Consider the following 16,828-nt stretch of genomic DNA (forward strand, 5'->3'; position numbering starts at 1 on the left):
CATGCAGCAAGGCTTGAGCCTGATCGAGTTGTTGATTGTGCTGGCCGTGACCGGCATTCTGGCAGCCATTGCCTACCCCAGTTACAGCGACCAGCTACGGCGAGCCGCGCGCAGCGAAGTGGTTGGCCTGCTGCATGATGCCGCCCTGCGCCTGGAGCGCCACCGCGTACGCACTGGCCAATACGCCGAGGGCGACCCGGCCTTGCCCGACGGTACCCGCTATTACAGCCTGCAGGCCCGGCGCGACAGCGACACCTTCACGCTGCGCGCCCGGCGGCTGCCGAACGGGCTGATGGCGCAGGACCGCTGTGGCGATTTCCAGCTCGACCAGGCCGGCGTGCAGCGCAATCCGGGGGCCGTTGCCGGCAGCGAGCACTGCTGGGGAAGCTGAAGGTTGAATGATGCTCGATGCATCGCGGATTTACTTCAGGTGTTGGATCGACAGATGAGCAAGCAAGTAGTGGTGGTCGGCGGCGGGGTGATCGGCCTGCTGACGGCATTCAACCTGGCGGCGAAGGTCGGGCAGGTGGTGGTGTGTGATCAGGGTGAAGTCGGCCGCGAGTCGTCCTGGGCCGGCGGTGGCATCGTCTCGCCGCTGTACCCGTGGCGCTACAGCCCGGCCGTGACCGCCTTGGCACACTGGTCGCAAGACTTTTATCCACAGCTGGGCGAGCGCTTGTTCGCCAGCACCGGCGTCGACCCCGAAGTGCACACCACCGGCCTGTACTGGCTCGACCTGGACGACGAGGCCGAAGCGCTAGCCTGGGCCGAGCACGAGCAGCGGCCGCTGAGTGCCGTGGATATCTCGGCGGCCTATGACGCGGTGCCGGTGCTGGGCCCGGGCTTCAAACGTGCCATCTACATGGCTGGTGTGGCCAACGTGCGCAACCCGCGCCTGGTGAAGTCGCTCAAGGCGGCATTGCTGGCGTTGCCCAACGTGACCTTGCGTGAGCACTGCCAGGTTACCGGCTTCGCCCAGCAGGAGGGGCGCGTGACTGGTGTGCAGATGGCAGACGGCGTGCTGGCGGCGGATGAAGTGGTGCTCAGTGCCGGCGCCTGGAGTGGCGACCTGCTGCGCACGCTTGGCCTTGAGCTGCCCGTGGAGCCGGTGAAGGGCCAGATGATTTTGTTCAAGTGTGCCGAAGATTTCCTGCCGAGCATGGTGCTGGCCAAGGGGCGCTATGCGATCCCGCGGCGTGACGGGCATATTCTGGTGGGTAGCACGCTGGAGCATGCCGGGTATGACAAGACGCCGACCGAGGATGCATTGCAGAGCCTGAAGGCGTCGGCGGTGGAGCTGTTGCCTGAGCTCGAGGGGGCCACGGTGGTGGCGCATTGGGCCGGGCTGCGGCCGGGGTCTCCGGAAGGTATTCCGTACATCGGGCCGGTGCCGGGGCATGCGGGGTTGTGGCTGAACTGCGGGCATTACCGCAACGGGCTGGTGCTGGCGCCGGCTTCGTGCCAGCTGTTTACCGACCTGCTTACCGGGGCAGCGCCGATCATTGACCCGGCGCCGTATGCGCCAGCCGGGCGGCTGGGCTGAGGGCCTCTTCGCGGGTAAACCCGCTCCCACAGGTGCATCACTGGTTTCGAAAACTGTGCGATCCCTGTGGGAGCGGGTTTACCCGCGAAAGGGCCGGAGCGGCCAGTAGATATTTCAGCCGGTAATCGGAGCCTGCAGGTGCCGGCTTGGGTAATGCTGCTCATACACCTTGCACACCCGCAGTACCTGCTCATCGGCAAAGCGCCCGGCCACCACCTGCAGCCCCACCGGCAACCCCTCGCGGGTGAACCCGCACGGTACCGAAGCCGCCGGCTGCTGGGTCAGGTTGAAGGGATAGCTGAACGGCGTCCATTCCATCCACTGCGTCATCCCCGACCCCGGCGGCACATTGTGCCCGGCCTCGAATGCCACCAGCGGTAGCATCGGCGATACCAGCACGTCATGTCGCTGGTGGAAGGCATTCATCTTCGCGATCAACTCTGCGCGTGCCTCCAGGGCCTGGGTGTATTCGCCAAGGCTGATTCGCGCACCCTGTTCGGCAATCCAGCGCAGCCCTGGGTCAAGCAGCGCCCGCTGTTCATCGCTGAATGCACTGGCCAACCGCGCCGCCCCGGCAAACCACAGGGTATTGAACGTCTCCAGCGGGTCACTGAACCCTGGGTCGACTTCCTCAACCTGTGCGCCCAGCCGTGCCAGGCGCTGCACGGCCTGGGCCACCAGTGCCTGGACCTGTGGGTCGACCTGCACGTAACCGAAGTTGGCACTGTAGGCGATACGCAGGCCGCTCAGGTCCTGTTCCTGGCCCAGCCACGGCGCCTGCCTGGGTGCGCCGGCCAACCCATCACGGGCATCGGGGCGGGCTACGCAGTCGAGCATCAGTACCGAATCGTCGACGGTGCGCGTCATCGGCCCCAGGTGCGACAGCACGGTCATAGCACTGGCCGGCCATTGCGGTACGTAGCCGAAGGTCGGCTTGATGCCGAAGGTGCCGGTAAAGGCGCAAGGGATGCGAATCGAGCCGCCGGCGTCGCTGCCCTGGTGAAGCACGCCCAGGTTCAACGCGGCTGCCGCCGCAGCGCCACCGGACGAGCCGCCGGCGGTCAGCCGGGTATCCCAGGGGTTGCGGGTGATGCCGTACAGCGGGTTGTCGGTCACCCCCTTCCAACCGAACTCTGGCGTGGTGGTCTTGCCCACCAGCACAGCGCCGGCTTCGCGCATGAAGGCTGTGAAGGGCGCATCGACTGCCCACGGGCCGGCGCCCGAGGTGGTGCGCGAGCCCTTGCGTGTGGGCATGCCACGGGTCAGGGTCAGATCCTTGATCGAGGCGGGTACGCCATCCAGCCGGCCGCAGGGCTCGCCACGCTGCCAGCGCTGTTCGCTGGCGCGGGCGGCGAGGCGGGCACCTTCGCCGTCGACATGGCAATAGGCGTTGACTGCCGGGTTGTGCAGGTCGATGCGCGCCAGCACATCGTCGATCACCTCGACCGGTGACAGTTGGCGGAACTGGTACAACTCGAGCAGTTCGACGGCGGTGAACTCGCCAATCGCGGTTTTCTGGGTCATCTCAACGGGCTCCCGGGTTGGCGGCCTGGAACATGGCGCGCAGCAGCACGTCGCAGCCATCGGCCAGGTCCTGTGGCGCGGCATTTTCGATTTCGTTGTGGCTGATGCCGCCTTCGCAGGGCACGAAGATCATCCCGGCCGGGCCCAGTTCGGCGAGGAAGATCGCGTCGTGGCCGGCGCCGCTGACGATATCCATGTGGCTCAGGCCCAGCTCACGCGCGCCTTGGCGCACGGCGTCCACGCACTGCTCGGCGAAGTACAGCGGTGGGAAGTCGGCGGTTGGCGTCAGCTCGTAACTCAACCCGTGCCTTGCCGTGCTGGTTTCAATGGCCGCGCGTACTTCGCTGACCATGGTGGCGAGGTGCTCGGGGTCGAGGTGGCGCAGGTCGATGGTCATCTGCACCTGGCCGGGGATGACATTGCGCGAGCCCGGGTGCAGGCTTAGGCAGCCGACGGTGCCGCAGGCATGCGGCTGGTGGGCGTGGGCCACGCGGTTGACCGCAGCCACCACCTCGGCGGCACCGACCAGGGCATCCTTGCGCAGGTGCATCGGAGTGGGGCCGGCATGGGCCTCGACGCCGGTCAGTACCAGGTCGAACCACTTCTGCCCCAGGCAGCCTTGGACCACGCCAATGGTGGTGCGCTGGTCTTCCAGCACCGGGCCTTGTTCGATATGCGCCTCGAAGTAGGCACCGACGGCATGCCCGGTGGGCACGCGTGGGCCGGCGTAACCGATGCGCTGGAGTTCCGCGCCTACCGACAGGCCCTGGTCGTCGACCTTGGCCAGGGTCTCCTGCAGGCCGAACTTACCGGCGAACACCCCCGAGCCCATCATGCACGGCGGGAAGCGCGAGCCTTCCTCGTTGGTCCATACCACCACTTCCAGCGGGGCTTCGGTGGTCAGGTCCAGGTCGTTCAGGGTGCGCAACACCTCGAGGCCGGCCATGACCCCGTAGCAGCCGTCGAACTTGCCACCGGTGGGTTGGGTGTCGATGTGGCTGCCGGTCATCACTGGCGGCAGGGCCGGGTTGCGCCCGGGGCGGCGGGCGAAGATGTTGCCGATGGCGTCGATGCTGACCGTGCAGCCGGCGTCTTCGCACCAGCGCACGAACAGGTCACGGGCCTGGCGGTCGAGGTCGGTCAGGGCCAGGCGGCATACGCCACCTTTGGCGGTGGCGCCGAGCCGTGCCAGGTCCATCAGCGATTGCCAGAGGCGTTCGCGGTTGACCAGCGGGCCCTGGCCGAGCAGGTGCTGCGAGGGATCGATGCGGGTGTTCATGGTTCATCTCTCCTGAAATGACTGGGTTGCTTGTACTGGCCTCTTCGCGGGCTTGCCCGCTCCCACAGGGACATCACTGCCTTCAGGTGTGGGAGCGGGTTTACCCGCGAAGAGGCCAGTACAGGTAAACGAGGCCTGTATCAGGCACTCAGGGCCAGGTAACGGTTCTTGATGCTCGGGTCCTCGCGGAACTGCGCCGCACTGCCCTGGTAGGCGACGCGGCCCTGTTCCAGCACGTAGTGGCGGTCGGCGAGGGCGTCGCAGACCATCAGGTTCTGCTCCACCAGCAGAATCGACAGGCCTTCGTCCTTGATCCGCCGCAGAATCCTCACCAGTTCGTCGACGATCACCGGGGCCAGGCCTTCGGTGGGCTCGTCAAGGATCAGCAGCTTGGGGCCGTTGAGCAGGGCGCGGGCGATGGCCAGCATCTGCTGCTCGCCGCCGGACAGGGCGAAACCGCCGTTGCGGCGCCGTTCCTTCAGCCGCGGGAACATGCTGTACACGTCTTCCAGCTGCCAGCGGCTGTCCTTGCGAACGGCAATCCTCAGGTTCTCTTCCACACTGAGCTGGCGAAAGATGCCGCGGTGCTCCGGCACCAGGGCAATGCCGAGCCGGGCGATATCGAAGATTTCGCGGCCGACCAACTGCTGGCCGTTGAAGCTGATCTGCCCCTGCCGTGGGCGGACGATGCCGAGGATGCTGCGCAGGGTAGTGGTCTTGCCGGCGCCATTGCGCCCCAGCAGGGTCACCAGTTCGCCAGCTTCGACCTTGAGCGAGACGCCTTCGAGCACATGGCTCTTGTCGTAGTAGGAATGGATCGAATCGACGTTGAGCATCAGGCGGCCTCTCCAAGGTAGGCGGTGCGGACACGCTCGTCGTTGCGCACCTGTTCAGGGGTACCCTCGACCAGGATCTGGCCGTGGCTCATCACCGTGATGCGCTGGCTGATCGACATGACGATACTCATGTTGTGCTCGATCAGCAGCACGGTGTGGTCGCGGCCGAGGTCGCTGATCAGATCGGTCATCACCGGTATGTCGTCGATGCCCATGCCCGAAGTGGGTTCGTCGAGCATCAGCAGGGTGGGTTTGGCGCAGATCGACATACCCACCTCCAGCACCCGTTGCTGGCCGTGCGACAGCTCGCCGGCCAGGGTCTCGGCGCGGGCGGCAAGCTTCAGGCGCTCCAGCACCTGGTCGGCGGTGTCCCAATGGCTGCGCTTGTGCTCGACGCTGCGCCAGAAGTTCAGCGCACCCAGGCCATCGCGGCCCTGGGCGGCCAGGCGCAGGTTCTCGCGCACCGACAGGTTCTGGAACAGGCTGGTGAGCTGGAACGAACGGGCCATGCCCAGCGCCACGCGCCCGTGGGACGGCTTGCGGATGATGTCCTGGCCGTTGAACAGGATCTTGCCCGCAGTGGCCTGGCGCTCGCCGGTCAGGCAGTGGAACAGGCTGGTCTTGCCGGCGCCGTTGGGGCCGATGATGGTGTGGATGGAGCCGGCGCGAACCTTGAGGTCGACACCCGCAACCGCCTTGAACGGCCCGTAGGCCAGCTCCAGCTGGCGGGTTTCCAGGAGGTAGTCGCTCATCACAGGGTCTCCTTGGTCTTGGCCTGGGGTTTGTCATTGGCATTGCGGTTAGCCAGCAGGCGCTTGCCCAGTTCGGCCAGGCCGCCCCACAGCCCGCCACGCATGAACACCACCACCAGGATCAGGATCACCCCCAGCAGCATCAGCCAGCGCGGCCACAGCTCCGACAGCACATCGCCCAGCAGCACGATGGCGCCGGCCCCCAGCAGCGAGCCGAACAGCGAGCCGGTGCCGCCGACGATGGTCATGATCAGGATGTTCTCGCTCATCATCAGGTCGATGTTCGACAGCGGCGCAAAGTGCAGCAGCATGGCGTACAGCGCCCCGGCGATACCGGTGATGGCGCCCGACAGCATGAACACCAGGATCTTGAAGTGGCGGGTGTCGTAGCCGATGGCTGCGGCGCGGGTCTCGTTTTCGCGGATCGCCAGCAGGGTGCTGCCGAATGGCGAGCGGATCACCCGCAGGGCGCCGGCAAAGATCAGCAGGAACAGCACCGCGACGAACACATAGAAGTGCCGTGGGTCGGCCAGGTCGACCAGCACATGGCCGGCGATTTCGATGTTGGGCCGGGGCACATCGAGCAGGCCGTTGTCACCGCCGGTCCAGCCGCTGAGGGTGTAGGCCAGAAAGTAGGCCATCTGGCTGAAGGCCAGGGTCAGCATGACGAAGTAGATACCCGTGCGGCGGATCGCCAGGGCGCCTACCAGCAGCGCCAGGAAGGCACCGAACACGGCTGCGCCAAGTAGCGCGGCGAACATGCCCCACTGCAGGTGGATCATCAGCAGCGCCGCGCCATAGGCGCCTACGCCAAAGAAGATGCCCTGGCCGAACGACAGCAGGCCGGTGTAGCCGAGCAGCAGGTTGCAGGCCAGCGCCGCCAGGGCAAAGATCAGGATCTCGGTGGCCAGGGTGGCCGATGGCAGCAGCAGCGGCAGTGCCACCAGGCTGGCGACCACCAGCAACAGCAGGGCCGGGGCGCGGCCCTTGGCGACCGGCAAAGGGTTTTTCTCACTCATCTCAAGCTCTCCCGAACAGGCCATAGGGGCGGACCAGGATCACTGCGGCCATGGCGCCGTAGATCATCAGGCTGGCGCCTTGCGGCCAGAGGCTGGTCATCATGCTTTGCACCACACCCACCAGCAGGCCGCCGACCAGGGCACCGCCGAACGAGCCCATGCCGCCGATCACCACCACCACGAAGGCGATGCCGAGGATTTCCGGGCCGACGAAGGGCTGGGCGCCACGCAGCGGTGCGAACAGCACGCCCGCCACGCCGGCCAGGCCCACGCCCAGGGCGAAGGTCAGGGAGAACAGGCGGAAGATGTTGGTGCCCAGCAGCGACACGGTTTCGGTGCTTTCGCTGCCGGCCCGCACCAGGGCGCCGAAGCGGGTGCGCTCCAGCAGCAGCCACAGGCCAAGGCCGATCAGCGCGGCGAAACCGATCAGGAACAGCCGGTAGTAGGGGTAGATGAAGTCACCGATGATCAGCACCCCGCGCAACTCCGGCGGCACGGCAATGTTCTTGCCCACCGGGCCCCAGATCAGTACCGAGGCTTCCTGGATGATCAGCGCGATACCGAGGGTGACGAGGATCTGGAAGGTGTGGGGCAGGTGGTAGATGCGCTTGATCAACAGGCGCTCGACCGCCCAGGCCAGCGCCGCCACCACCAGTGGTGCGATCAGCAGGGCCAGCCAGAAGTTGCCGGTAATGGCGACGGCGGTGTAGCACAGGTAGGCGCCCAGCAAGAAGAACGCGCCGTGGGCGAAGTTGACGAAGTTGAGCAGGCCGAAAATGATCGTCAGGCCCACGGCGATGAGGAAGTAGATCATCCCCAGGCCCAGGCCGTTGAGCAGTTGGAACAGGTACAAATCGAGCATGAGCGTGCCCTCGACAGCGCGCGTTGCGGCTGCCTGTACGAGTGTTTGTGACTGACGCCGTGGCTTCAGGCCAGGGCGCAACCGGTGTGGTCGACTTCGACGAACGAGCGGCCCGAGCTGATGACTTCGGCCAGGTCGTCCTCGTCGCGCATCTGCCCCTGGGGCTTGCCGCGCAGCAAGTAGTAATCCTTGAGCACCTGGTGGTCGCCCGGGCGGATCAGTTCTTCGCCGGTAGGGCCCTGGAAGCGCATGCCCTGCAACGCCGCGGATACGGCGGCGCCATCAAGGCTGCCGGCCTTGATGATGGCTTCGAGCATGACCTTGGTGCCTATGTAGTCGGCCGCCAGCGGGTAGTTGGGGTTGATGCCATAGGCCTTGCGGGTGGCAGCGACCAGCTGCTTGTTCAGAGGGGTATCGACCTGGTGCCAGTACTGTGCGCCCAGGTACACGCCTTCGAGCACGTCGCTGCCCAGCTCCTGGAACTGGTCGAGGCCGGCGGACCACACAATCAGCACTTTCATGCGCTCCTTGATGCCGAAGTTCACTGCCTGGCGCAGGGCGTTGGACGCCTGGCTGCCGAAGTTGAGCAGCACCAGCACGTCGGGCCTGGCGGCGATGGCGTTGGTCAGGTAGCCGGAAAACTCCTGCTCCTGCAGCGAGTGGTAGCTGTTGCCGATGTGTTCCACGCCGAGCTCGGCGAACACCTTGCGGGCGTTGTCCAGCAGGGCATCGCCGAACACGTATTGCGGGGTGATGGTGTACCAGCGCTTGGCCTGTGGCAGCTGACGGATCATCGGCACCAGCGTTTCGCGGATGGCGCCGTAGGTGGGCACCGACCAGCGGAAGGTCGAGGCATTGCAGTCCTTGCCGGTGATTTCGTCGGCGCCGACCGGGGTCATGAACACGCCACCGGCCTTGTGGATTTCCTTCGACACCGCCAGAGCCGAGGACGACAGCGTGCAGCCCTGGAAGAAGCGGGCGCCATCCTGGCCGATGGCTTCCTGCACCTTGCGCACCGCCTTGCCGGCGTTGCCTTCGGTATCGATGACCTTGTACTTGAGCGGGTGGCCGAGCAGTTGCGGGTATTCGGCGATGGCCAGGCGCGAGCCCATGTCGGCGTACTTGCCGTAGCTGGCGAAGGCGCCAGACATGGACTTGAGCCCATAGAAGGTCAATGGTTGGTCGGCGAATGCCCGGTGCGCCCCCAGGGGGAGGCTCCCTAAGGCACCCAGGGCAAGGCCTGCCTTGAGCAGGGTACGTCTTTGCATGAGTAACTCCTTGGTTGTGGTTATTAGGCAGGAGTGGCAATGACAAAGCGGGTACGGCCGGGCCTGTGTGCAGGCCTCTTTCCCGGCGGATCAGTGGTGGTGTTCGAACTCCAGCAGGAAGTTGCGGGCAACCTCGCCTTCCAGCGCGGTCATGTGGTGTTCGGCGTCGCACATGTGTTCGTGCATCAGCCGGCGTACGGCGGGCTCGTCGCTGGCGCGCAGGGCGATGAGCAATTGCTTGTGGTAGGCGATGTTGGCAGCGGCGAACTGCTGGCGCTTGGGCAGGTATGCCTTTTTCAGCACCACCAGGTCGCGCAGCAGGTCGTTGAGGAACACCGCCATGAAACGCAGCAACGGGTTGGGGCAGCGGTCGGCCAGCAGGGTGTGGAATTCCAGCTCTGCCAGGCGCTGTTCGCGCTGGCCTTCCTCGCTGTCTTCCGGGGCGCTGCAGAAATCGATGTTGGCCTGCAGCGCGGCGTAGTCGGCTTCGCTCAGCTTGCCCATGACCGATACCGCCAGCTCCACCTCGATGACCTTGCGCAGCTGGTAAACCTGTTCGCCGTCCAGGTGCTGGAAATGCAGGTAGTTACGCAGCGCGCGGCTGGCAGGTTCAGTGCCCACTTCATTGAGGTAGGCGCCGCCGCTCGGGCCGGTGCGGGTGCTGACCAGGCCCTCGACCTCCAGGGCCTTGAGCGCTTCGCGGGCGGTACCCTTGGAGCATTCGAAATGTTCCATCAGCTCACGCTCGGTGGGCAGGCGGTCGCCGGGGTGCAGCGCTTCGGTGACGATCGAGCGTTTTACCGATTCGACGATCACATCGGACAGCTTCTGGCGTTTGCGTTTGGGTTTGAGCATTTCTCTATTTTTCATATTTATGCGGATAAATAGGATTTAGCGAGTTTTGCCGAGGTGGGTCAATGCTGGCGGCGGGGGTGGGGTCGCAAATGGTGCGAAAGGGTCGGGGAGGGATAAGTGAAGTCAGGATTCACCACACAACCTGTGGGAGCGGCTTTAGCCGCGAACACCGGCGCAGCCGGTGCCATGCACCGCGTTGGATTCTTCGCGGCTAAAGCCGCTCCCACAGGGTACGCGGGGCCATCTCCCACAGGGTACTGTGTTCAGTTCTGGCGGCCTGGGCCCTGTTGCAGGTGTGCCTGGCTGCAATACCACTCGTTGCCCTGCTGCAGCGCCCGGTCATTGGGCAGGTGCACGCCACAATGGGCGCAGCGCACCATCTTCAGCGGCGCATCCAGCTTGGCCTCGGGGTGCGACTGTTGGCTGGCTTTGAACTTGCGCCACAGCCAGAACGCGGCGGCGATCAGGGCGATCCAGAAAAGTAGGCGAACCATGGTGTCCAGCTTGTCGGTTGAAGAAGCCGACAGTCTAGGACGCGGCCAATAAAAAAGGGAGGCCCAAGGCCTCCCTTTCATGTACCGCTGCGTATCAGTCGAACAGACCAAAGGTCATGTAGCTGAACCAGGAGCGGTCCTTCTCGGCTTCCTTCGGCCCTTCCGGCACGATCGGATCACCGTTCTCGTCCGTCGGCAGCAGCTCACGCGGCATCTCGTCGCGTGCGTCCTGGAACTGCTTGACCACGTCCTGGTTGGCGCGGGTTTCGCCCGGCGGCAGCGGGGTGTCGGTTTCGATCAGGCCCAGGGTGGCCTTGGACAGCCAGCCACGGCCGTCAGACTCGGTCTGCTTGGGCTGGAACTCGCCATCGACCAGGCTCGGGTGGTCCGGGTAGTTGAGCTTGAGGGTTTCCAGGCTGGTGGCGGCCAGTTCGTCCAGGTGCATCTTCTGGTACGCCTCGACCATCACCGCCAGGCCGTCGCCGACCGATGGGGTTTCCTGGAAGTTCTCCACCACGTAGCGGCCACGGTTGGCAGCGGCTACATAGGCCTGGCGGCTCAGGTAGTAGTCGGCCACATGGATTTCGTACGAGGCCAGCAGGTTGCGCAGGTAGATCATGCGCTGCTTGGCGTCTGGCGCGTAGCGGCTGTTGGGGAAGCGGCTGGTCAGCTGGGCGAACTCGTTGTACGAGTCGCGTGCGGCACCCGGGTCACGCTTGGTCATGTCCAGCGGCAGGAAGCGCGCCACCAGGCCACGGTCCTGGTCGAACGAAGTCAGGCCCTTGAGGTAGTAGGCGTAGTCGACGTTCGGGTGCTGCGGGTGCAGGCGGATGAAGCGCTCGGCGGCCGACTTGGCAGCCTCGGGCTCGGCGTTCTTGTAGTTGGCGTAGATCAGCTCGAGCTGCGCCTGGTCGGCATAGCGGCCGAACGGGTAGCGCGACTCCAGGGCCTTGAGCTTGTTCACGGCACTGGTGTAGCTGGAATTGTCCAGGTCAGCTTGCGCCTGCTGGTACAGCTCGGCCTCGCTGAGGTTCTCGTCAATCACTTCTTTATTGGAGGAACAGGCCGCGGTGAGCCCGAGGATGGCGATCAGCAGCAGGTGTTTCACTTGCATGGCGGCTTGCGTCCCTTTGACGGCCGCTGTCTTGGGCGGTGCCGTCCTGTTATGATGAGCGCCCCGGCCAACCCCGGGACAAAAGAAGTCGTATTTAACCACAAGCTCGCAGCCGAAACCAAAGGCTGTGCGCCCGCCGAATCGAGCATGTCCGAGATCATTCAACTTAGCGCAGAGGTGCCGTCCGAACTGGGCGGTCAACGCCTCGACCAGGTCGCCGCCCAATTGTTCGCCGAGTACTCGCGTTCCCGGCTGACTTCGTGGATCAAAGAAGGCCGCCTGACGGTCGATGGTGCCGTGGTGCGCCCTCGAGACCTCGTCTATGGTGGCTCGCAACTTGTCCTGGAGGCCGAGCAAGAGGCCCAGGGCGAGTGGGTCGCCGAAGATATCGAGCTGGATATCGTCTACGAAGACGACCATATCATGGTGATCAACAAGCCTGCCGGGCTGGTTGTGCACCCGGCCGCCGGGCATGCCAGCGGGACATTGCTCAATGCACTGCTGCACCACGTGCCTGACATCGTCAACGTACCGCGCGCCGGTATCGTCCACCGCCTGGACAAGGACACCACCGGCCTGATGGTAGTGGCCAAGACCTTGCAGGCGCAGACCCGGCTGGTCGAGCAGATGCAGGCGCGCAAGGTCAGCCGCATCTATGAGTGCATCGTGATTGGCGTGGTCACTGCCGGCGGCAAGATCGATGCCCCGATCGGCCGCCACGGCGGCATGCGCCAGCGCATGGCGGTCACCGACGGCGGCAAGCCGGCGGTCAGCCACTACCGTGTGCTCAAGCGCTTCCGCTCGCACACCCACGTGCGGGTCAAGCTGGAAACCGGCCGTACCCACCAGATTCGCGTGCACATGGCTCACGTTGGCTTCCCGTTGGTCGGCGACCAGACCTACGGCGGGCGCTTCCGCATTCCGCCGGCCGCCAGCCCGACCATGGTCGAGGCGGTGAAAACCTTCCCGCGCCAGGCACTGCATGCACGCTTCCTGGCATTGGCTCACCCGATTACCGGTGAAGTCATGAAGTGGGAATCGCCGCTGCCGGATGACTTCGTCTGGTTGCTGTCGCTGCTGAACCAGGACCGCGAGAGCTTTATCGGATGAGTGGCCTGACGCAGTCGCTGCTGTTCCCCGACTGGCCTGCTCCGGCCTCGGTGCGCGCCTGTGTCACCACCCGCCAGGGCGGTATCAGCCTGCCGCCCTATGAAACCTTCAACCTTGGTGACCATGTAGGGGACGACCCTGCCGCGGTGGCCGAGAACCGCCGTCGCCTGAGCGACGAATTCGCCATCCAGCCGGCCTGGCTCAAGCAGGTGCACGGGCTGGTGGTGGCGGATGCCAATCCGGCCGTGGTGGCCGAGGCTGATGCCAGCTGGACCGACCAGCCTGGCATCGCCTGCACCGTGATGACTGCCGATTGCCTGCCTGTGCTGTTCTGCGACCGGGCCGGTACCCGCGTGGCGGCGGCGCATGCTGGCTGGCGTGGGCTGGCCGGTGGTGTGCTGGAAGCCACCCTGGATCGCTTGGCACTGCCGCCCGAAGAGGTACTGGTGTGGTTGGGGCCGGCGATTGGCCCGCAGGCCTTCGAAGTGGGGCTGGAAGTGCGTGACGCCTTTACGGCGGCGCACCCGGAAGCGGGCAGGGCGTTTGTCGATGGTGCCCGGCCGGGCAAGCTGATGGCCGACATCTATGAGCTGGCGCGTATCCGTTTGGCGGCGCGTGGGGTGACTGCTGTTCATGGCGGTGGCTTGTGCACGGTCAGCGATGAGCGGTTCTTCTCCTATCGGCGTACCCCGCAGGGTGGGCGTTTTGCTTCCCTGGTGTGGCTGGAACCGCGCTAGCCCTGTACCGGCCTCTTCGCGGGTAAACCCGCTCCCACAGGCTAATCACAGGCCTTGAGAGCGGTGCAGGACCTGTGGGAGCGGGTTCACCCGCGAATGGCCCGGCGCCAACCCAACAGGTTGACTTCGGTCAACCCCGCTACGCTTGAATCTTCCAGAATCAGCCTTATCTATAAGGTCATCTCAGGCAGGTTTCTTCATAAACAGGCGCTGTCCATCGCTCCGACCTGCCCTTTAAAGGAAGGTACCCCATGCGAATAGACCGTTTGACCAGCAAGCTGCAGCTTGCATTATCCGATGCCCAATCCCTGGCCGTTGGCATGGACCACCCCGCCATCGAGCCCGTGCACCTGTTGCAGGCACTGCTCGAACAGCAGGGCGGTTCGATCAAGCCGCTGCTGATGCAGGTGGGCTTCGACATCAACAGCCTGCGCCAGGCGCTGGTGAAAGAACTCGACCAGCTGCCGAAAATCCAGAACCCCACCGGCGACGTGAACATGTCGCAGGACCTGGCGCGCCTGCTCAACCAGGCCGACCGCCTGGCCCAGCAGAAGGGCGACCAGTTCATTTCCAGCGAGCTGGTGCTGCTGGCCGCCATGGACGAGAACAGCAAGCTCGGCAAGCTGTTGCTGGGCCAGGGCGTGAGCAAGAAAGCCCTGGAAAACGCCATCAACAACCTGCGTGGCGGCGCGGCCGTCAACGACGCCAATGCCGAGGAATCGCGCCAGGCGCTGGACAAGTACACCGTCGACCTGACCAAGCGTGCCGAAGAAGGCAAGCTGGACCCGGTGATCGGCCGTGACGACGAAATCCGCCGTACCGTGCAGGTGCTGCAACGCCGTACCAAGAACAACCCGGTGCTGATCGGTGAGCCAGGCGTAGGTAAAACCGCCATCGCCGAAGGCCTGGCCCAGCGCATCATCAATGGTGAAGTGCCTGACGGCCTGAAGGGCAAGCGCCTGCTGGCGCTGGACATGGGCGCGCTGATTGCCGGTGCCAAGTACCGTGGTGAGTTCGAAGAGCGCCTCAAAGGCCTGCTGAACGAGCTGTCCAAGCAGGAAGGGCAGATCATCCTGTTCATCGACGAACTGCACACCATGGTCGGCGCCGGCAAAGGCGAGGGCGCCATGGACGCTGGCAACATGCTCAAGCCGGCCCTGGCCCGTGGCGAGCTGCACTGCGTTGGTGCCACCACGCTGAACGAGTACCGCCAGTTCATCGAGAAGGACGCAGCCCTGGAGCGCCGCTTCCAGAAGGTGCTGGTCGAAGAGCCGAGCGAGGAAGACACCATTGCCATCCTGCGTGGCCTGAAAGAGCGCTATGAAGTGCACCACAAGGTGGCCATCACCGACGGCGCCATCATCGCTGCGGCCAAGCTCAGCCACCGCTACATCACCGACCGCCAGCTGCCGGACAAGGCCATCGACCTGATCGACGAAGCAGCCAGCCGCATCCGCATGGAGATCGACTCCAAGCCGGAAGTGCTCGACCGCCTCGACCGCCGCCTGATCCAGCTGAAGGTGGAATCGCAGGCGCTGAAGAAGGAAGAAGACGAAGCGGCGAAAAAACGCCTGGAGAAGCTGACCGAGGAAATCGAGCGGCTGGAGCGTGAATACGCCGACCTGGAAGAAATCTGGGCCTCCGAGAAGGCCGAGGTGCAAGGCTCGGCGCAGATCCAGCAAAAGATCGAACAGGCCCGCCAGGAGCTGGAAACCGCCCGTCGCAAAGGCGACCTGAGCCGCATGGCCGAGCTGCAGTACGGGGTGATCCCGGACCTGGAGCGCAGCCTGCAGATGGTCGACCAGCACGGCAAGACCGAGAACCAGTTGCTGCGCAACAAGGTCACCGAGGAAGAAATTGCCGAAGTGGTGTCGAAGTGGACCGGTATTCCGGTGGCCAAGATGCTCGAAGGCGAGCGTGAAAAGCTGCTGAAGATGGAAGAGCTGCTGCACCAGCGCGTGATCGGCCAGAGCGAGGCGGTAACCGCCGTGGCCAACGCCGTGCGCCGTTCGCGTGCCGGGCTGTCCGACCCGAACCGGCCGAGTGGTTCGTTCATGTTCCTTGGCCCGACCGGGGTGGGCAAGACCGAGCTGTGCAAGGCGCTGGCCGAGTTCCTGTTCGACACCGAAGAGGCGATGGTGCGTATCGACATGTCCGAGTTCATGGAGAAGCATTCCGTGGCTCGCCTGATCGGCGCCCCACCAGGCTATGTCGGGTATGAAGAGGGCGGTTACCTGACCGAGGCGGTACGGCGCAAGCCATACTCGGTGGTGCTGCTGGACGAGGTGGAGAAGGCCCACCCGGATGTGTTCAACGTGCTGCTGCAGGTGCTGGAAGACGGCCGCCTGACCGACAGCCACGGGCGCACCGTGGACTTCCGCAACACCGTGATCGTGATGACCTCCAACCTGGGCTCGGCGCAGATCCAGGAACTGGTGGGTGACCGCGAGGCACAGCGTGCGGCGGTGATGGATGCGGTGGGTTCGCACTTCCGTCCGGAGTTCATCAACCGTATCGACGAAGTGGTGGTGTTCGAGCCGCTGGGCCGCGAGCAGATTGCCGGCATTACCGAAATCCAGCTGGGCCGCCTGCGCAGCCGCCTGCTGGAACGCGAACTGTCGCTGAGCCTGAGCCCGGAGGCGTTGGACAAGCTGATTGCCGTGGGTTACGACCCGGTGTACGGCGCACGGCCGCTGAAGCGGGCGATCCAGCGCTGGATCGAAAACCCGTTGGCGCAGTTGATCCTGGCAGGCAAGTTCATGCCGGGGACGGCGATTACCGCCAAGGTGGAAGGCGACGAAATCGTCTTTGGCTGATTTGTTGCACCATGAGCCCCGCATCTGCGGGGCTTTTTTTTGCCTGTGCCGGCCCCTTCGCGGGTAAACCCGCTCCCACAGGATTACCTACCGCTCAAAGGCCTGTGCAGTACCTGTGGGAGCGGGTTTACCCGCGAAGAGGCCGGCACCGCCCCAGCAAATCCGGGTCTTTCCAGCCTTCCTGGATAACCTGCTGAAATTTTTGAAATTTTTGCTTGCATCTAAAAACGAGTGCCCCTAATATACGCCGCGTTGTCAGGCACTAAGCGAATCACCAGCAACATCAGTGACCGCAAAACAACTTACAAATCAGTAAGTTGAATGAAAAAAAGTGGTTGACAAGCAAAACGAAGAATGTAGAATAGCCGGCCTCAGCAGCTGCAACGCGAAAGCGGATAGCCAAAGAGACCGAAGCTAACACAAGCTTCGAAGCTGTAAAGATGTACCGAAGTTCAGTTCCGCGATAGCTCAGTCGGTAGAGCAAATGACTGTTAATCATTGGGTCCCTGGTTCGAGTCCAGGTCGCGGAGCCAATCTCGGGGTGTAGCGCAGTCCGGTAGCGCGCCTGCTTTGGGAGCAGGATGTCAGGAGTTCGAATCCCCTCACCCCGACCATTTTC

General features: G+C 64.4%; 15 protein-coding genes and 2 tRNA genes. 7 read left to right on the plus strand and 10 right to left on the minus strand.

Going from position 1 to position 16,828, the window contains the following annotated elements; all coding sequences use genetic code 11:
- Position 1 precedes the first annotated feature (1 nt).
- Together A4C63_RS00950 and thiO are read left to right on the plus strand one after the other, a co-directional pair.
- Complete coding sequence (locus tag A4C63_RS00950) at positions 2–391, plus strand: type IV pilin protein (RefSeq protein WP_063911139.1); 390 nt, start codon at positions 2–4, stop codon at positions 389–391.
- A gap of 54 nt (positions 392–445) precedes the next feature.
- Entirely contained in the window at positions 446–1,543 is a 1,098-nt protein-coding gene (thiO, locus tag A4C63_RS00955; protein WP_063911140.1) for a glycine oxidase ThiO, read from the plus strand.
- A gap of 114 nt (positions 1,544–1,657) precedes the next feature.
- On the opposite strand, the gene A4C63_RS00960 is transcribed toward thiO, so the two are convergent.
- The 10 genes from A4C63_RS00960 to A4C63_RS01005 form a co-directional block, all read right to left on the minus strand.
- The gene (locus A4C63_RS00960) at positions 1,658–3,067 is read right to left on the minus strand and encodes an amidase (RefSeq protein ID WP_063911141.1); all 1,410 of its coding nucleotides are present in this window, start codon (positions 3,065–3,067) and stop codon (positions 1,658–1,660) included.
- A gap of 1 nt (position 3,068) precedes the next feature.
- Positions 3,069–4,346, minus strand: coding sequence for a Zn-dependent hydrolase (locus A4C63_RS00965; RefSeq protein ID WP_063911142.1), 1,278 nt, complete (start codon positions 4,344–4,346; stop codon positions 3,069–3,071).
- Between the two features lie 140 nt (positions 4,347–4,486).
- Entirely contained in the window at positions 4,487–5,182 is a 696-nt protein-coding gene (locus A4C63_RS00970; protein WP_047934069.1) for an ABC transporter ATP-binding protein, read from the minus strand.
- Positions 5,182–5,934 carry an ABC transporter ATP-binding protein gene (locus A4C63_RS00975; RefSeq protein ID WP_039614950.1) on the minus strand — a complete coding sequence of 251 codons (753 nt, stop codon included), beginning with the start codon at positions 5,932–5,934 and terminating at the stop codon, positions 5,182–5,184. Before A4C63_RS00975 ends, A4C63_RS00970 begins: the two co-directional genes overlap by 1 nt.
- Positions 5,934–6,953, minus strand: a complete 1,020-nt coding sequence (locus tag A4C63_RS00980) for a branched-chain amino acid ABC transporter permease (RefSeq protein ID WP_039614951.1) — start codon at positions 6,951–6,953, stop codon at positions 5,934–5,936. Before A4C63_RS00980 ends, A4C63_RS00975 begins: the two co-directional genes overlap by 1 nt.
- A 1-nt stretch (position 6,954) precedes the next feature.
- Positions 6,955–7,815: a branched-chain amino acid ABC transporter permease gene (locus tag A4C63_RS00985; RefSeq protein ID WP_063911143.1), complete on the minus strand. Its 861-nt coding sequence runs from the start codon at positions 7,813–7,815 to the stop codon at positions 6,955–6,957.
- A gap of 65 nt (positions 7,816–7,880) precedes the next feature.
- A complete protein-coding gene (locus tag A4C63_RS00990) occupies positions 7,881–9,083 on the minus strand; it encodes an ABC transporter substrate-binding protein (RefSeq protein ID WP_063911144.1) in 1,203 nt (400 codons plus the stop codon).
- Positions 9,084–9,173: 90 nt separating this feature from the next.
- On the minus strand, positions 9,174–9,938 hold the full coding sequence (locus A4C63_RS00995; RefSeq protein ID WP_207835496.1) for a FadR/GntR family transcriptional regulator: 765 nt from the start codon (positions 9,936–9,938) through the stop codon (positions 9,174–9,176).
- 263 nt (positions 9,939–10,201) lie between these two features.
- The gene (locus A4C63_RS01000; RefSeq protein ID WP_046617024.1) at positions 10,202–10,432 is read right to left on the minus strand and encodes a PP0621 family protein; all 231 of its coding nucleotides are present in this window, start codon (positions 10,430–10,432) and stop codon (positions 10,202–10,204) included.
- Between the two features lie 94 nt (positions 10,433–10,526).
- Positions 10,527–11,546, minus strand: coding sequence for an outer membrane protein assembly factor BamD (locus A4C63_RS01005; RefSeq protein ID WP_063911146.1), 1,020 nt, complete (start codon positions 11,544–11,546; stop codon positions 10,527–10,529).
- Positions 11,547–11,693: 147 nt separating this feature from the next.
- Here A4C63_RS01005 and rluD point away from each other — a divergent pair, with 147 nt between their 5' ends.
- The 5 genes from rluD (at position 11,694) to A4C63_RS01030 (ending at position 16,823) form a co-directional block, all read left to right on the plus strand.
- Positions 11,694–12,656 carry a 23S rRNA pseudouridine(1911/1915/1917) synthase RluD gene (gene rluD / locus A4C63_RS01010; protein WP_063911740.1) on the plus strand — a complete coding sequence of 321 codons (963 nt, stop codon included), beginning with the start codon at positions 11,694–11,696 and terminating at the stop codon, positions 12,654–12,656.
- Positions 12,653–13,393 (plus strand): peptidoglycan editing factor PgeF, encoded by a 741-nt coding sequence (gene pgeF, locus A4C63_RS01015; RefSeq protein ID WP_063911147.1) that lies wholly within the window; start codon positions 12,653–12,655, stop codon positions 13,391–13,393. Before rluD ends, pgeF begins: the two co-directional genes overlap by 4 nt.
- A gap of 251 nt (positions 13,394–13,644) precedes the next feature.
- Complete coding sequence (gene clpB / locus A4C63_RS01020; protein ID WP_063911148.1) at positions 13,645–16,209, plus strand: ATP-dependent chaperone ClpB; 2,565 nt, start codon at positions 13,645–13,647, stop codon at positions 16,207–16,209.
- A 457-nt stretch (positions 16,210–16,666) separates the two neighbouring features.
- A tRNA-Asn gene (locus A4C63_RS01025) sits at positions 16,667–16,742 on the plus strand.
- A 4-nt stretch (positions 16,743–16,746) separates the two neighbouring features.
- Positions 16,747–16,823, plus strand: a tRNA-Pro gene (locus tag A4C63_RS01030).
- The last annotated feature ends 5 nt before the right edge of the window (positions 16,824–16,828 follow it).

Source organism: Pseudomonas sp. p21 (assembly GCF_001642705.1).
Lineage (GTDB): Bacteria > Pseudomonadota > Gammaproteobacteria > Pseudomonadales > Pseudomonadaceae > Aquipseudomonas.

Excerpts from the sequence above, each read along its gene's own strand:
- A4C63_RS00950 (WP_063911139.1), top strand. The coding sequence starts at position 2 with ATGCAGCAAGGCTTGAGCCTGATCGAGTTGTTGATTGTGCTGGCCGTG.
- thiO (WP_063911140.1), top strand. The coding sequence starts at position 446 with ATGAGCAAGCAAGTAGTGGTGGTCGGCGGCGGGGTGATCGGCCTGCTG.
- A4C63_RS00960 (WP_063911141.1), bottom strand. The coding sequence starts at position 3,067 with ATGACCCAGAAAACCGCGATTGGCGAGTTCACCGCCGTCGAACTGCTC.
- A4C63_RS00965 (WP_063911142.1), bottom strand. The coding sequence starts at position 4,346 with ATGAACACCCGCATCGATCCCTCGCAGCACCTGCTCGGCCAGGGCCCG.
- A4C63_RS00970 (WP_047934069.1), bottom strand. The coding sequence starts at position 5,182 with ATGCTCAACGTCGATTCGATCCATTCCTACTACGACAAGAGCCATGTG.
- A4C63_RS00975 (WP_039614950.1), bottom strand. The coding sequence starts at position 5,934 with ATGAGCGACTACCTCCTGGAAACCCGCCAGCTGGAGCTGGCCTACGGG.
- A4C63_RS00980 (WP_039614951.1), bottom strand. The coding sequence starts at position 6,953 with ATGAGTGAGAAAAACCCTTTGCCGGTCGCCAAGGGCCGCGCCCCGGCC.
- A4C63_RS00985 (WP_063911143.1), bottom strand. The coding sequence starts at position 7,815 with ATGCTCGATTTGTACCTGTTCCAACTGCTCAACGGCCTGGGCCTGGGG.
- A4C63_RS00990 (WP_063911144.1), bottom strand. The coding sequence starts at position 9,083 with ATGCAAAGACGTACCCTGCTCAAGGCAGGCCTTGCCCTGGGTGCCTTA.
- A4C63_RS00995 (WP_207835496.1), bottom strand. The coding sequence starts at position 9,938 with ATGCTCAAACCCAAACGCAAACGCCAGAAGCTGTCCGATGTGATCGTC.
- A4C63_RS01000 (WP_046617024.1), bottom strand. The coding sequence starts at position 10,432 with ATGGTTCGCCTACTTTTCTGGATCGCCCTGATCGCCGCCGCGTTCTGG.
- A4C63_RS01005 (WP_063911146.1), bottom strand. The coding sequence starts at position 11,546 with ATGCAAGTGAAACACCTGCTGCTGATCGCCATCCTCGGGCTCACCGCG.
- rluD (WP_063911740.1), top strand. The coding sequence starts at position 11,694 with ATGTCCGAGATCATTCAACTTAGCGCAGAGGTGCCGTCCGAACTGGGC.
- pgeF (WP_063911147.1), top strand. The coding sequence starts at position 12,653 with ATGAGTGGCCTGACGCAGTCGCTGCTGTTCCCCGACTGGCCTGCTCCG.
- clpB (WP_063911148.1), top strand. The coding sequence starts at position 13,645 with ATGCGAATAGACCGTTTGACCAGCAAGCTGCAGCTTGCATTATCCGAT.